Source organism: Microbispora sp. CSR-4, from assembly GCF_008033685.1.
Classification (GTDB): Bacteria; Actinomycetota; Actinomycetes; order Streptosporangiales; family Streptosporangiaceae; genus Microbispora.
Genome location: NZ_VJVX01000034.1, coordinates 15,820 through 28,887 on the forward strand (window position 1 = coordinate 15,820; position 13,068 = coordinate 28,887).

Consider the following 13,068-nt stretch of genomic DNA (forward strand, 5'->3'; position numbering starts at 1 on the left):
ATTATCCAGTAAATGCACTTTACAGATCACGGGACCCGTGCAGGGGGCAGGTCCGGCATTGACACCCTATGGAAAGTATTCGAAAAGGAACCGGTCAGTTCGGGCGATTCCGGGATCAGAGGTGCACGGCACCGGGTACGGGACGCCTCGTTCGGGCGTCGTCACCGCGGAGGTGCCAGGTGCTGGACCGCATCGCCGATCCCAGGGGGCGGCGCACGCCGTACGGACCTCCCGACGCGGTGGAACGGCTGGCCGCGGCCCTGCCGAGCCACATGCGCGACGCGCTTCCCCCGGTCATCCGCCTCGGCAGCCCCTGGCCGGTGCGGGTGGACATGCTGACGGAGGACGGCGCCGCGGAGCCGAGCGCCGAACGGTGGGTGCCCGCCGTGTCCGCGGCGGGCTCCAACGGCGACGCCCTCGACCTGGCGGTGCGCGGCGGCCGGATCGTGGGGGTGCGCGGCCGGGCCGGCGACCGCGTCAACCACGGCAGGCTCGACCCCCGGGAGTGGCAGGCGTGGCAGTCTCGCGCGGGCCGGCTCACCCGCCCCCTCGTACGCGAGAACGGGCGGCTGGTGGAGACGACGTGGGACGTCGCGATGGAGCGTGTCGTCGCGACGTCGCGGGAACTGCTCGCCCGGCCCGGCGGCTGGGGCCGTCTCGCCTTCCACACCGGCACGCGGCTCTTCCTCGAGGAGCACTACACCCTCGCCGTCATCGGCAAGGCGGGGATCGGCACCCCGCACATGGACGGCGACACCCGCTGGGGCGCGGCGGCCGCCGCGGCCGCGCTCGCGGCGAGCTTCGGCACCGACGGCCAGCCCGGGTCGTACACCGACGTGGACCACTGCGACGCGCTCGCGCTGTGGGGGCACGACTGCGCCGCCATCCATCCCGTGCTGTGGGAGCGCATGCTCGACCGGCGGCTTGGATCCCGGCCGCCCGCCATGATCGTGGTGGGCCCGGAGGGGACGGCGGCGGCCGTGGAGGCCGACGTCCACCTCGCCGTGCGTCCCGGCACCAACGTGGCCCTCCTCAACGGCCTGCTGCACGAACTGATCGCGGGCGGCTGGTACGACGCCGCCTACGTCGCCGCGCACACCGTGGGGTTCGAACGGCTGTGGCGGATCGTCGAGGCGTACCCCGCCAAGCGGGCGGCGGAGATCTGCGCGGTGCCGGTCGCGCAGATCGAGCAGGCCGCCGAGATCCTGGGCGCGGCCGAACGGCTCGTGTCCACCGTGGGCCCCGAGTTCCTGGGCTCCAACCAGGCGACCGCCGCGGCCTGCCAGGTCAACAACGTCCACCTGCTGCGCGGCATGCTCGGCCGGCCGGGGGCCGGGCTGTTCCAGCTCGGCGGTCCCGGATGCGACGCGCTGGTGACGGGCTCGGCCGCGGACCTGCCCGGGCTGCGCAACTGGGCCGACACCGGGCACGTGCGCGAGCTGGCCGACCTGTGGAACGTCGATCCCGCCGTCATCCCGCACTGGGGACCGGCCACGCACGCGACCCAGATCCTCAGGTACGCCGAGGAGGGCTCGATCGGGCTGCTGTGGATCACGGCCTCCGATCCGGCCGCCACGATCCCCGGCTTCGACCGGATCCTCGCGAGGGAGGACCTGTTGGTCGTCGTCCAGGACGCGTACCTGACCGAGACCGCGCGGCTGGCCGACGTGGTGCTCCCCGCGGCGGTCTGGGGCGAGAAGACCGGCACCGTCACCGGCGCCGACCGCACGGTGCACCTGTGCGAGAAGGCGGTCGAGGCGCCGGGGGAGGCCAGGGCCGACCTCGACATCCTGCTCGACTACGCGCGGCGGATGGACCTGCGCGACCGGGACGGCCGGCCGCTCGTGCACTGGACGGACGCCGAGTCGGCGTTCGAGGCGTGGAAGGCGTGCACCAGGGGCCGTCCGTGCGACCACACCGGGATCACCTACGACCGGCTGCGCGCCGGGGGCGTCCAGTGGCCCTGCACGCCGGCCGGCTCCCACGGCGTCGAGCGGCTGTACGCCGGGGGGCGCTTCGCCACCAGGCCGGGGGACTGCCAGACGTTCGGGGCCGACCTTGCCACGGGGGCCGAGCTGGGCGAGGAACGCTACCGCGCGCAGAACCCCGGGGGACGGGCGTTCCTCCACGCCGCGGATTTCGAGCCGTCTCCCGAGGTCGCCGGTGACGAGCATCCGCTGGTCCTCACCGTCCACAGGGGGCCGCGCCGCGGTCCGGGCCGTCGCGGCGATGCCGTCGCCGGGCCCGAGCCGTTCCCGGCCGGGCCGTGCCTGGAGGTCCACCCCGGCGACGCCGCGCTGCTCGGCATCGAGGACGGCGACCTCGTCCGGGCCGAGTCGCCTCTGGGCGTGCTGGAGGCCGTCGCGCGCCTGTCGGGCGGCGTGCACCGGGGGGTCGTGGTGCTGCCGCTCGACGGGCAGGACGAGGCCCTGGCGCGCGTGGTGGCGGAGCTGACGCTCACCGCGTGGGACCCGGTGTCCCGCAGGCCGCTGCGTACGGCGGTGGCGGTCCGGCTGGTGAAGGCCGGGCGGCGCGGGGAGGCCCCCGTGGGGGAGGGGCTCTACTCGGCCGCCGCCACGCGCCTCGGCCGCGGCGCGAGCACGCGGCCCGAGGTGGCGGCCGCGGCCGGTGGAGGGGAGGCGCCGGAGCGATACGAGGAGGTCTGACGTCCGCGATCGCCGGAGATGAGGTGGGTCGGCCTACCGGAAGGAAGCGACGACACATGGCCCTTGCAGGCACACGCACCGCTTGGGGGGACGCCGTCCGCGGATGTGATGAGCGGTGAGCGAGCATCTGGCGCGCTACCTCGAGACGCTGTCCCGCACGCAGCACGCGCTGTCGTCCGGGTTCCGCGCGCTGCGGCGCGGCCACCCCCGCGAGTCCGACCTCTGCGGCGTCTGCGAGCGCCTGGCCGCGCAGTGCCGCGATCACACCGAACGGCTGGAGCCCTTCCTGCACAGGTACCGCTCCGCGGAATCGCGCGATCCGGGTTCCGCCCCGTCGCGGCCCACGGGGCTGGACACGTTCGGCACCGGTGGTTTCGACGCGGGTTTCGATTCAGGGTTCGACGCCGCGGGTTTCGGTACGGGTTCATTCGACGCCGGTGGCTTCGGCAGGGGCGAGTTCGATACCGGCGAGTTCGATACCGGCGGCTTCGCCGCCGGGGCTTTCGACGCCGCGAGTATCGACGCCGCGAGTATCGACGCCGCGAGTATCGACGGCGGGGATTTCGAGGCCGCGGGCGCGGAGACCGGAACCGCCCGCCGCCCACGGATGACGCCGGGCTCGCGCGGGGACGGCGGCGGCCTCGCGCTGCTGCGCGAGCTGCACGGGCTGTATCTCCTCGCCACCGAGTGCGACCTGTCGTGGAGCGTGGTCGCACAGGCCGCCCGCGGGCTCAGGGACGACGAGCTGCTCGGCCTCGCCCGCCACTGTGCCCCGGAGACGGCCGTCCAGTTGCTCTGGCTGCGCACCCGGATGCATCAGGCCGCGCCACAGGTTCTCGTCGTGCAATCCGCGAGCCCACAAAAGGGCGACAAAAGCCGTCATTAAGAAGAAATCTAGACAAGCATCGGACTATTTCCGGTTAAATGGTTTGTGTTCGCCCTGGACTAATCGATAGAAGATTATCTCGGCGGCGATGACGGGCAGGGATCCGCCGTGCCCATCGGGATACCGGTGCTCTTGGCGGGGGCGCGCCGGTGGCGGCGGGAATGCTTCGCCGGAAATGGCGAGCGCCGTGCCGCGATTCCTCGGCGGCGCCGGCCGCGTGTCAGCGGCCGGCGCCGCCGCGGATCCAGGCTTCCACGGGCGAGATCGGACCGCGAAACCGCTTTTCCGGCGCGGCGTAGGATGGGGGCCGACTTCACGGGAGGGCCGAGATGGGCGGGGTCGCCGTTCGTGACCAGTCCGGCCATGCCGGCGGAGGCCAGCGCCGGCACGGAGCGGAGTTGCAGCGGGCCATCTTCGACGCGGTCTTCGCCGAGCTGAGCGAGGTCGGCTTCGCCCGGATGACCATGGACAGCGTCGCGCTCGCGGCCCACACGGGCAAGGCGGCGCTCTACCGCCGCTGGGGCAACAAGAAGGAGCTCGTGCTCGACGCGCTCAGCAGCGTGCTGCCGTCGCCGTACGACGTCGAGCTGACCGGGCACGTCCGCGACGACCTGATCGCGCTGCTGTCGTGCATCCGGCGCGCCGCCGACGCGACCCGGGCCGGCGCGTTCCACGCGATGGCCGTGGAGGGCGACGGCGACTGCCGCAAGCTGTTCGACCAGCGGGTCCTGCGGCCCTGCAAGGAACTGATCGCCGAAGTCCTGCGGCAGGGGGCGGCCAGAGGCGAGGTGGCGTCCGAGGCGGCCGATCCGCTGGTGGCCGCGGCCGGCCCGGCCCTGCTCGCCGACCACATCCTCACCGAGGGCACCGCCATCCCCGAAGACCTGGTCGTCTCGGTCGTCGACCGCGTCCTGCTGCCCCTGACGGCGGCAACCGGCGTCAGGGGCGGCGACGCCCCTGGTCGGTAGGCCGGGTCAGTAGGCACGGTCAGTAGGCACGGTCAGTAGGCCGGACCGGCCTGAAGCCGCCGATGAGGCTGATGACGAGCAGCACGACGCCGAGCATCGCCGCCGCCAGGAACGCGCGAGTGAAGCCGTAGGCGGCCGCGTGCTGCGCCTGGGCCTGCGCGGACAGGCCGGCCACGGGATGGGCGGCGGCGTGGCGTGCCGCCGTGCCCGCGACGGTGACGAGCGCGGCCAGGCCGAGCGCCGTGCCGAGCTGGGAGGTGGTGTTGAGCATGCCCGAGGCGGCGCCCGACTCGGTCGCGGCCACCCGCGCCGTCGCGCCGACGGTCGAGGGAACGTAGATGAGGCCCGCGCCGATGCCGAACAGCACCAGCGGAACGGCGACCCCGGGGAAGTAGCCGCTGGTCTCGTCGAGCCGGCCGAGCCAGAGCAGCCCGGCCGTGACCGCGAGCGCCCCGATGGCGGTCGGGATCGCCGGTCCGGTCTTCGGCAGCAGCGCCGCGGTGCGCTGCGCCGACACGACCAGGACGAGCGAGACGGGCAGGAACGCGAGACCCGCCTGGAGCGGGCCGAATCCGAGCACCTCCTGCAGGAACTGGGTGAGGAAGTAGAACATCCCGCCCATGCTCGCGCCGACCACCAGCATCGCCGCGTACGAACGGAGCCGCAGCGGGTCGCGCAGCAGGTGGAGCGGGGTGATCGGCTGGGGGGCGCGGGACTCGGCCAGCGCGAACAGCGCCAGCGACACCACGGCCACGCCGATCGCGATCGAAGTGACCCGGTCGCCCCAGCCGGCCGAGGCCGCGTTGATCAGCCCGAAGGCCAGGGCGCCCATGCCGGTCGTGGAGGTGAGTGCGCCGGGGAGGTCGAACCTGCCGGGCGACCGCTCGGCCTCGCGGACGAACAGCGGTGTGAGGACGAGCACGGCGACGGTGATGGGCACGTTGATGAAAAGGACCCAACGCCAGGAGGCCACGTGGGTGAGGACGCCGCCGACGATGAGCCCGAGCGTGGCCGCCGAGCCGGAAACCGCTCCCCACAACCCGAGGGCGCGGGTGCGTTCGGGCCCTCCGGCGAAGTTGGTCGAGATGAGCGCGAGCGCGGACGGCGAGGCGAGCGCCGCCCCCAGCCCCTGGACGGCCCGCGCCCCGAGCAGCCAGCCCGGGGCCGGGGCGAGCCCGCCGACCAGCGAGGCCACGCCGAACAACGCGACGCCGGTGACGAAGACCCGGCGGCGGCCGACGATGTCCCCCGCCCGCCCGCCGAGCAGGAGCAACCCGCCGAAGGTGACGGTGTAGGCGTTGAGCACCCAGGCCAGGCCCTCGGAGGTGAAGCCGAGCGTGTCGTGGATCTGGGGGAGCGCGATGTTCACGACGGTGACGTCGAGGACCAGCATGAGCTGGCAGAACAGCAGGGCGGTGAGTACGAGGCCGGGCCGGTGCCGGGCCGGGCGGGTGGACCGCGTGTCGGTCGTGGGGGTCGGCAAAGCGGGCTCCAGGGAGCGGCGGGGCGGTCGTGGGGACCCACCGATAGTGAACGTGGACGTCTACTACGCTCACTATAAGAAGTAGTGAACGCCGACGTCTACAACTCGCCGGACGGCCGGACCTCAGCCGAACCGCGTCGTGAGCGCCGGATGGAGCCTTGGGTGTCCGCCTCGTTCATGTGCGCAGAGGCGATGTCGCCGTCCGGGCGGATCGGCATCCGGCGCGTGCATCGGGCCCACCCGCTGGGGCCGCGCGGCGACGGGAACGAACGCAAAAAGCCGAGCCGCGAAAGCGGCCCGGCCTTTGACGGGATGTGGTGGACGATACTGGGATTGAACCAGTGACCTCTTCCGTGTCAGGGAAGCGCTCTCCCGCTGAGCTAATCGTCCGTGCCCGGATCTCGTCCGGGCTCCGAGCGGAAGACGGGATTCGAACCCGCGACCCTCACCTTGGCAAGGTGATGCTCTACCACTGAGCCACTTCCGCAGCGATCGCTCGGGTTTTTCCCGGCGACGCAGGAATAACTCTAGCGGATCCCGGAGGGTGCCGGTGCCAACTGGCCTCAATCCCGGCGCCCACGCGGCACGTGACCGAAGGAAGCCGAGACGTTGACCCGCGGGCGAGGCCGTGCGCACGATGAGGCGGCAACCGTACGCACGAGGGGGTTACGCCATGGCGAAGGTGCTGATCATCACCGGTGACGCGGCCGAGGACCTCGAGGTGATGTACCCGTACCAGCGGCTTCTGGAGGAGGGCTACGAGGCGCGCATCGCGGCGCCGTCCGCGAAGAAGCTGCAGTTCGTGGTGCACGACTTCGTGGACGGCTTCGACACCTACACCGAGAAGCCGGGCCACACCTGGGCGGCCGACGTCGCCTTCTCCGACGTGAACCCGGACGAGTACGCCGCGCTGGTGATCCCCGGCGGCCGGGCCCCCGAGTACATCCGCGGCGACCGGGACGTCCAGGAGATCGTCCGCCACTTCGCGGACGCCGGAAAGCCGATCGCCGCGCTCTGTCACGGGCCGCTGGTGCTCGCCGCCGCCGGGGTGCTGAAGGGCCGCGAGAGCAGCGCGTACCCCGCCTGCGCGACCGACGTCGAGAACGGCGGCGGCACGTGGGTCGACAGCGAGGCGCACGTCGACCGGAACCTCGTGACCGGGCGGGCCTGGCCGGACCACCCGGCGTGGATGCGTGAGTTCATGAAGGTGCTGCGCGCCGCCGCCCCGGCGGCCTGACCGCCCGCGCCGGCCTGCGGGGGCGGTTCTTCCCGGGTCCGCCCCCGATCGCCCGCGCCGCGCACGCCGCGCGTCCGGAGGTCCGCGCGGTGTGAGCCGAGGCACTAGAGTCACCCGCCATGACCGAATCCGCCCCCTATCCCACCGCGACGGCCCAGGCGTACGACTCCGTCGCCGACCTCTACGCCGATCTCTTCCGGGACTCGCTCGACCGCCTGCCGCTGGACCGCGCGGCGCTGGCCGCGTTCGCCGAGCTCGTACGGACCGACGGGGCAGGGCCCGTCGCCGAACTCGGCTGCGGCCCCGGTTATGTGACGGCGCACCTTCGGAGTCTGGGGCTGGACGCCTTCGGCATCGACCTGTCACCCCGGATGATCGAGCTCGCCCGTGCGGCGCACCCCGGGCTGCGCTTCGAGGTCGGTTCCATGCACGCGCTCGACCTCGCCGACGGCGAGCTGCGCGGCATCCTGTCGTGGTACTCGGTCATCCACACCCCGCCGCGGGAGCTGCCGCCGTACTTCGCCGAGTTCCGCCGTGTGCTGGCCCCCGGCGGCCACCTCCTGCTCGGGTTCTTCGAATCCGAGGGCGATCCGGTGACGGAGTTCGACCACAAGGCGGCGCCGGCGTACCGCTGGCCGATCGACGGCCTCGCCGAGCCGGCGCGCGAGGCGGGCTTCGCCGAGGTGGCACGGATGCTGCGCGAGCCTCTCGACGGCGAGCGGTTCCGCCAGGGCCGCCTGCTGCTGCGCAGGAGCTGAATCCCGGCGGGCGGCCTCGCGGACACTGCCCTGACCGCAACGAGGGGCTGTCATGGCGCCGTTTGGAGCCTTCGCGGAGCTGATCCTGCCCGAAAACGGGCAGGATCCTTGTTAGTCGGTATCGGCGCTGCGTTAGGGTCCTGCTCTGTGTCCACGGCACGGCATCCCTTCGAGGATCTGATCGGTCACCTCACCCGGACCACGTCACTGGGGCCCGGGGAGGCGGCTCGCGTGGTGGCCGACGTCCTGGCGTACTTCGGCGAGCCCGCGGAAGAGTACGTGCGGCGCCGCCACGGCGAACTCAAGTCGAGGGGGCTGACGAACGACCAGATCTTTCCCAGAATCTCCGCCGAGCTCGCGGGAAGGCGTGTCGCGGCACCGGAGCTGACCCTGCGCCAGCTCCGGCGGATCGTTTACGGATAGGAGCGGTTATGTGCGGAATCGTCGCTTATGTCGGGCCAAAGGATGCGGCACCCATCCTGCTCGAAGGTCTCCAGCGACTGGAGTACCGGGGCTACGACTCGGCCGGCCTCGCCGTCGTGAACGCCAAGAGCCTCAAGACGCGCAAGGTCAAGGGCCGGGTCGCCGACCTGGCGGCGGCCGTACCCGCGAAGTTCAAGGGCACGAGCGGCATCGGGCACACCCGCTGGGCCACCCACGGCGCGCCCAGTGACGTGAACGCGCACCCGCACCTCGACCAGGAGCAGCGCGTCGCGGTCGTGCACAACGGCATCATCGAGAACGCCGACGAGCTGCGCCGCCGCCTGGAGGGCGAGGGCGTGAAGTTCGAGAGCGAGACCGACAGCGAGGTGCTCTCGCAGCTCGTCGGGCGCATGGTCAAGGAGACCGACTCGCTGCGCGAGGCCGTCTCACGGGCGCTGAAGAGCGTGGTCGGCACGTACGGCATCGCCGTCATCGACGCGCAGCGTCCCGGCGAGATCGTGGTGGCCCGCAACGGCAGCCCGATCGTGCTCGGCCTCGGCGAGAAGGAGATGTTCGCCGCCTCCGACGTCGCCGCGCTCATCCGCTACACCCGGCAGGTCGTCCACCTGGAGGACGGCGAGCTCGCGGTCATCAAGGCCGACGGGTTCAACACGTTCACCAGCGACGCCAGGGAGACGGCCAAGGAGCCGTTCACGGTCGACTGGGACGCCGGCCACTACGACAACGGCGGCTACGAGCACTACCTGCTCAAGGAGATCTCCGAGCAGCCCGACACGGTCGCCCGCACGCTGCGCGGCCGGATCGACGACCGGTTCCACATCGCCCACCTGGGCGGCCTCAACATGGACGCCCGCGAGACCCGCTCGTTCCGCCGCGTGAAGATCATCGGCTGTGGGTCCGCGTACTACTCCGGGCAGATGGGCGCGCAGCTCATCGAGGAGCTGGCCCGCATCCCCGCCGACGCCGAGCCCGCGTCGGAGTTCCGCTACCGCAGCCCCGTCGTCGAGCCCGACACGCTGTACGTCGCGATCAGCCAGTCGGGGGAGACGTACGACACGCTCGCCGCGGTGCAGGAGCTCAAGCGCAAGGGCGGCCGGGTGCTCGGCATCGTCAACACCGTCGGCAGCGCCATCGCCCGGGAGACCGACGGCGGCATCTACCTGCACGCGGGCCCCGAGGTCTCGGTGGCGTCCACCAAGGCGTTCACCTCGACGGCCGTGGCGTTCGCGCTGCTCGCCCTGCACCTCGGCCGCGTACGCGACCTGTCGCCCGCCGACGGCCGCAGGATCTGCGAGGGCCTGCGCCGGCTGCCCGAGCAGATCAAGGAGATCCTCACGCTGGAGGACCGGATCAGGGATCTGGCGAAGAAGTACGCCGACTCGCCGGGCATGATGTTCGTCGGCCGGGTGCGCGGCTACCCGGTGGCCCGCGAGGGCGCGCAGAAGCTCAAGGAGATCTCCTACGTCCACGCCGAGGCATACCCGGCGAGCGAGCTCAAGCACGGCCCGCTCGCGCTGATCAGCCCCGAGCTGCCGACGGTCGCGATCGTCCCGGACGACGAGCTGCTCGACAAGAACCTCACCACGCTGGGCGAGATCCGGGCCAGGCACGGGCGCATCCTCATGGTCGGCCACCGCACGTCCGAGGCGGCCGACGACTGCATCGTGGTGCCCAAGAACGAGGTCGAGCTCGACCCCATCCTGCTCACGATCCCGCTGCAGCTTTTCGCCTACCACGCGGCCGTCGCCCTGGAGCGCGACGTCGACCGCCCGCGCAACCTCGCCAAGAGCGTGACGGTCGAATAACCGTCCGCACGCCGTACGGCCCACGCCGCGTGCCGGTGCGGGCCGTACGGAGTCAGGCCCGGGACGCCGCGCGCGACCGGACGGCGGCGACGACCTCGCTCGTGTCCAGGCAGGCGATGCCCATCCCCGCCAGCTCGCGGTCCGCGCCGGCGGTCCAGCCGGACAGGGCGTCGCGGACCGCGACGGCGCGCAGGTCGCGCTCGGTCGCGTCGACGAGGGTGGAACGCGGGCAGTTCGGGTAGTTGCACCCGGCGACGACCACGGTGCTCACCGCGCGTTCCGCGAGGTGCTCCAGCAGCGGGGTGCCGTAGAAGGCGCTCCAGCGGGGTTTGTACAGGATGTGCTCGCCCGGGCCGACCTCCTGCGCGCGTCCCGCGAGGAGCAGGTCCGGGTCGAGCTCGCGTTCCGCCGTTCCGCCGGGGAGCCCGCCGGGGAGCAGTCCGGCGGCCAGCTGGGAGCCCGGGGAGTGCGGGTTGACCATGCCGCGCAGCGTCCGGCGGCACAGGTCGGCGTTGCTGCCGTCGGGCAGATAGAGGCGCACGACATGCACGATGGGCCGCCCCGCCTCGCGGAACGCGTGCGTGAGGCGCCGGACCGCGGGCAGCACCTCGGTGGTGCCGGCGATGCCGGCGACGAAGTCGCGCTGCAGGTCGATGGTGAGCAGCGCGCTGCGGGAGAACTCGGGCCCGGTGTATTCGTCCATGCCCGGCAACGCTAGGCGCGCGAGCCGCGCCGGTCTTGTACGTCGTTGCGCGCGAACCGGCCCGGGGTGGCCGCGAACGTACGGCGGAAATGGCGGTGCAGGTGCGCCTGGTCGTAGAAGCCGCTCTCCGCGGCGGCCCGCGCGATGGTGTGCCCGGCGGTCAGGAGCTGCTGGGCGCAGCGCAGGCGGAGCTGGAGCAGGTAGCCGTGCGGGGTCACGCCGGTCTCGCGGCGGAAGGCGCGCAGCAGCCGGAACCGGGGCAGGCCCGCCACCTGCGCGAGCTCGTCCAGGCTCGGGGTGCGCCGCAGGTCTTCGGCCAGATGCCGCTGCACCTTCGCGACCGGCCCCGCCGGCGTCGTGCGGATGGGCGCCGGGGCGATCCCGCGGCGCGTGTAGCGGACGAGGATCTCGGTGCACAGCGCCTCGAACTCCTCCTGCGCGGCGAGGGAGGTCTGGTCCCGGCGGCGGTGCAGCCGGATCAGGCGGGCGGCCAGGCGAGGATCGTACGGAGCCGGTGTGGAGAAGGCCGGCCGGTGCCCGGCGAGCTCCGCGAGCAGGTGCTGCGGGATGTAGAAGACCCGGTAGTCCCAGCCCTCGGGGATGCCGGGACGGCCGGCGTGGATGGTGTCGGCGTCGAGGAGGAGCAGGCTGCCCGCGGGTGCGTGCTCGGTGGCGCCGCGATAGCGGACGGCCTCCACCCCGCGCTCGATCGCCGCTATGGCGTACTCGCTGTGCGCGTGCGGAACGAAGTGATGCCTACGGAAGGACGCCGTCATCAGCCGTATGTCGTCGCGGCCGTAACGGTGCTCGACAAGGTCCTCCATGCCTGCCTTTGTATACGACGCCTGTATCCCTGACCGAGCGGGTGTTGCGCACGCGGAACTGCTCGCGCGAGCCAAGCGGGTCGAGGTGATCAAGCCCGACCCGCGTGCCCACTGTCACACCTGCTGTGCCGCACTGGGCAGTCACCATCGCAGCGAGGACGACGGCTTCTTTCCGAGCTCCTGCGGCAGGCGCCTGACCCGCGACCACCGCGGGATCGCCCTCCACCCGGCGAGAACCACCCATCGATCGCCGCAGCCGTAACGTCCGTTATGTGGTGACATGGTGTAGTTACTCATAGTCTGTGCGTGTAAGGGACTCTTCGGGGTGGAGGGTGCCGACATGCGACGCCGTACGGTCCTCGCACTGGGAGTCCTGGCCCTCGCGGGCGCATGCGGTGTCCCCGCACCCCCGCGCCGCGGGGAGCTCTCCCTGATGGTCCCGGGCCCGCCCGGCGGGTGCGGGGAGGGCGTCGCCGCCGGGTTCAAGTCGCTCGTGGAAGGGCGTGGCTGGGCCCGGGCCGTACGGATCAGGCGGGAGACCGGTGGCGGCGGGACGGCTCTCGCCGACCTGAACCGGCCGGGGGCCGGCCTGGTGGTCGCCGACTCCGCGCTGCTCGCCGCCTGCGCGCTGGCCCGCGACCCCCTCCTCGTGGCCCGGGCCGTACCGCTCGCGCGGCTGGCGGGGGAGTGGGAGGTGCTGGTCGCCTCGCCCGACTCGGGCTATCGCACGTTCGACCAGTTCGCCGCCGCGCTGCTGCGGAACCCGGGGGCGCACCGGGTCGCGGGCGGCGCCGACCGTGGCCCGGAACACCTGCTGTTCGGCATGACCGCCCGGGGCCTGGGAGCCGACGTCCGCCTGCTCGACTACGTCGCGTTCGGCAGCAGGGCGCAGGCCGTCGCCGCGGTCGTCGACGGGCGGCTCGCGCTCGGGTTCGGCAGCAGGCGCGAGGTCGCCCCCCATGTGCGCGCCGGACGGCTGCGCCCGCTCGCCGTCTCCTCCGCCGAGCGGCTGTCCGGGGTGGACGCGCCGACGCTGTCGGAGTCGGGCGTACGCGTCGTGTTCGCCGACTGGACCGGGCTGATCGCCCCGCGCGGCACGCCCGAGCCGGACGCCCTGCTCGATCTGTGCCGTGCCGTCGCCGACACGCCGGGCTGGCGGCGCCTGTGCGAGCGCAACGACTGGACGCCGATGTGGCTCGACGGCGACGACTTCCGGCAATGGCTCGCCGGCGAGGCACGCCGTACGGCCCTGCTCCTCAATGATCTCGGACTCCGCTGAAAAACACAACTTGTA

Annotated in this window: 12 protein-coding genes and 2 tRNA genes; 9 read left to right on the top strand and 5 right to left on the bottom strand. The window is 72.5% G+C overall.

The features are described from left to right. Positions 1–179 precede the first annotated feature (179 nt). The 3 genes from FLV34_RS23645 to FLV34_RS23655 all read left to right on the top strand — a co-directional run bounded on the left by FLV34_RS23645 (position 180) and on the right by FLV34_RS23655 (position 4,520). Positions 180–2,666, top strand: a complete 2,487-nt coding sequence (locus FLV34_RS23645) for a molybdopterin oxidoreductase family protein (protein ID WP_222709597.1) — start codon at positions 180–182, stop codon at positions 2,664–2,666. Between the two features lie 115 nt (positions 2,667–2,781). Continuing rightward, entirely contained in the window at positions 2,782–3,552 is a 771-nt protein-coding gene (locus FLV34_RS23650; protein WP_142650378.1) for a hypothetical protein, read from the top strand. Between the two features lie 329 nt (positions 3,553–3,881). Continuing rightward, the gene (locus FLV34_RS23655; protein ID WP_147944080.1) at positions 3,882–4,520 is read left to right on the top strand and encodes a TetR/AcrR family transcriptional regulator; all 639 of its coding nucleotides are present in this window, start codon (positions 3,882–3,884) and stop codon (positions 4,518–4,520) included. Between the two features lie 19 nt (positions 4,521–4,539). Here the strand turns inward: FLV34_RS23655 and FLV34_RS23660 are convergent, their stop codons facing one another. Continuing rightward, a complete protein-coding gene (locus tag FLV34_RS23660; RefSeq protein ID WP_147944081.1) occupies positions 4,540–6,003 on the bottom strand; it encodes an MFS transporter in 1,464 nt (487 codons plus the stop codon). 84 nt (positions 6,004–6,087) lie between these two features. Here FLV34_RS23660 and FLV34_RS23665 point away from each other — a divergent pair, with 84 nt between their 5' ends. Next, positions 6,088–6,348 carry a hypothetical protein gene (locus tag FLV34_RS23665; RefSeq protein WP_142650381.1) on the top strand — a complete coding sequence of 87 codons (261 nt, stop codon included), beginning with the start codon at positions 6,088–6,090 and terminating at the stop codon, positions 6,346–6,348. On the opposite strand, the gene FLV34_RS23670 is transcribed toward FLV34_RS23665, so the two are convergent. Together FLV34_RS23670 and FLV34_RS23675 are read right to left on the bottom strand one after the other, a co-directional pair. After that, positions 6,319–6,393: transfer RNA gene (locus FLV34_RS23670), tRNA-Val, on the bottom strand. The two genes, FLV34_RS23665 and FLV34_RS23670, sit on opposite strands and share 30 nt — an antisense overlap. A 25-nt stretch (positions 6,394–6,418) precedes the next feature. Further along, a tRNA-Gly gene (locus tag FLV34_RS23675) sits at positions 6,419–6,490 on the bottom strand. A 186-nt stretch (positions 6,491–6,676) separates the two neighbouring features. Here FLV34_RS23675 and FLV34_RS23680 point away from each other — a divergent pair. The 4 genes from FLV34_RS23680 (at position 6,677) to glmS (ending at position 10,247) form a co-directional block, all read left to right on the top strand. Further along, positions 6,677–7,240: a DJ-1/PfpI family protein gene (locus FLV34_RS23680; RefSeq protein ID WP_142650382.1), complete on the top strand. Its 564-nt coding sequence runs from the start codon at positions 6,677–6,679 to the stop codon at positions 7,238–7,240. Positions 7,241–7,359: 119 nt separating this feature from the next. After that, on the top strand, positions 7,360–7,998 hold the full coding sequence (locus FLV34_RS23685) for a class I SAM-dependent methyltransferase (RefSeq protein ID WP_147944082.1): 639 nt from the start codon (positions 7,360–7,362) through the stop codon (positions 7,996–7,998). 147 nt (positions 7,999–8,145) lie between these two features. Next, complete coding sequence (locus FLV34_RS23690; protein ID WP_030505148.1) at positions 8,146–8,421, top strand: hypothetical protein; 276 nt, start codon at positions 8,146–8,148, stop codon at positions 8,419–8,421. Between the two features lie 8 nt (positions 8,422–8,429). Further along, positions 8,430–10,247 carry a glutamine--fructose-6-phosphate transaminase (isomerizing) gene (gene glmS, locus FLV34_RS23695; RefSeq protein ID WP_142650384.1) on the top strand — a complete coding sequence of 606 codons (1,818 nt, stop codon included), beginning with the start codon at positions 8,430–8,432 and terminating at the stop codon, positions 10,245–10,247. 52 nt (positions 10,248–10,299) lie between these two features. On the opposite strand, the gene FLV34_RS23700 is transcribed toward glmS, so the two are convergent. Both FLV34_RS23700 and FLV34_RS23705 read right to left on the bottom strand, forming a co-directional pair. Beyond that, a complete protein-coding gene (locus FLV34_RS23700; protein ID WP_147944083.1) occupies positions 10,300–10,950 on the bottom strand; it encodes a cysteine hydrolase family protein in 651 nt (216 codons plus the stop codon). Between the two features lie 11 nt (positions 10,951–10,961). Next, positions 10,962–11,774: an AraC family transcriptional regulator gene (locus tag FLV34_RS23705; RefSeq protein ID WP_147944084.1), complete on the bottom strand. Its 813-nt coding sequence runs from the start codon at positions 11,772–11,774 to the stop codon at positions 10,962–10,964. A 340-nt stretch (positions 11,775–12,114) separates the two neighbouring features. On the opposite strand from FLV34_RS23705, the gene FLV34_RS23710 reads away from it, so the two are divergent. Then, positions 12,115–13,053: a tripartite tricarboxylate transporter substrate-binding protein gene (locus FLV34_RS23710; RefSeq protein WP_147944085.1), complete on the top strand. Its 939-nt coding sequence runs from the start codon at positions 12,115–12,117 to the stop codon at positions 13,051–13,053. The last annotated feature ends 15 nt before the right edge of the window (positions 13,054–13,068 follow it).

Coding starts and splice junctions, on each gene's coding strand:
- FLV34_RS23710 (WP_147944085.1), top strand. CDS start 12,115: ATGCGACGCCGTACGGTCCTCGCACTGGGAGTCCTGGCCCTCGCGGGC.
- FLV34_RS23685 (WP_147944082.1), top strand. CDS start 7,360: ATGACCGAATCCGCCCCCTATCCCACCGCGACGGCCCAGGCGTACGAC.
- FLV34_RS23700 (WP_147944083.1), bottom strand. CDS start 10,950: ATGGACGAATACACCGGGCCCGAGTTCTCCCGCAGCGCGCTGCTCACC.
- glmS (WP_142650384.1), top strand. CDS start 8,430: ATGTGCGGAATCGTCGCTTATGTCGGGCCAAAGGATGCGGCACCCATC.
- FLV34_RS23705 (WP_147944084.1), bottom strand. CDS start 11,774: ATGGAGGACCTTGTCGAGCACCGTTACGGCCGCGACGACATACGGCTG.
- FLV34_RS23680 (WP_142650382.1), top strand. CDS start 6,677: ATGGCGAAGGTGCTGATCATCACCGGTGACGCGGCCGAGGACCTCGAG.
- FLV34_RS23655 (WP_147944080.1), top strand. CDS start 3,882: ATGGGCGGGGTCGCCGTTCGTGACCAGTCCGGCCATGCCGGCGGAGGC.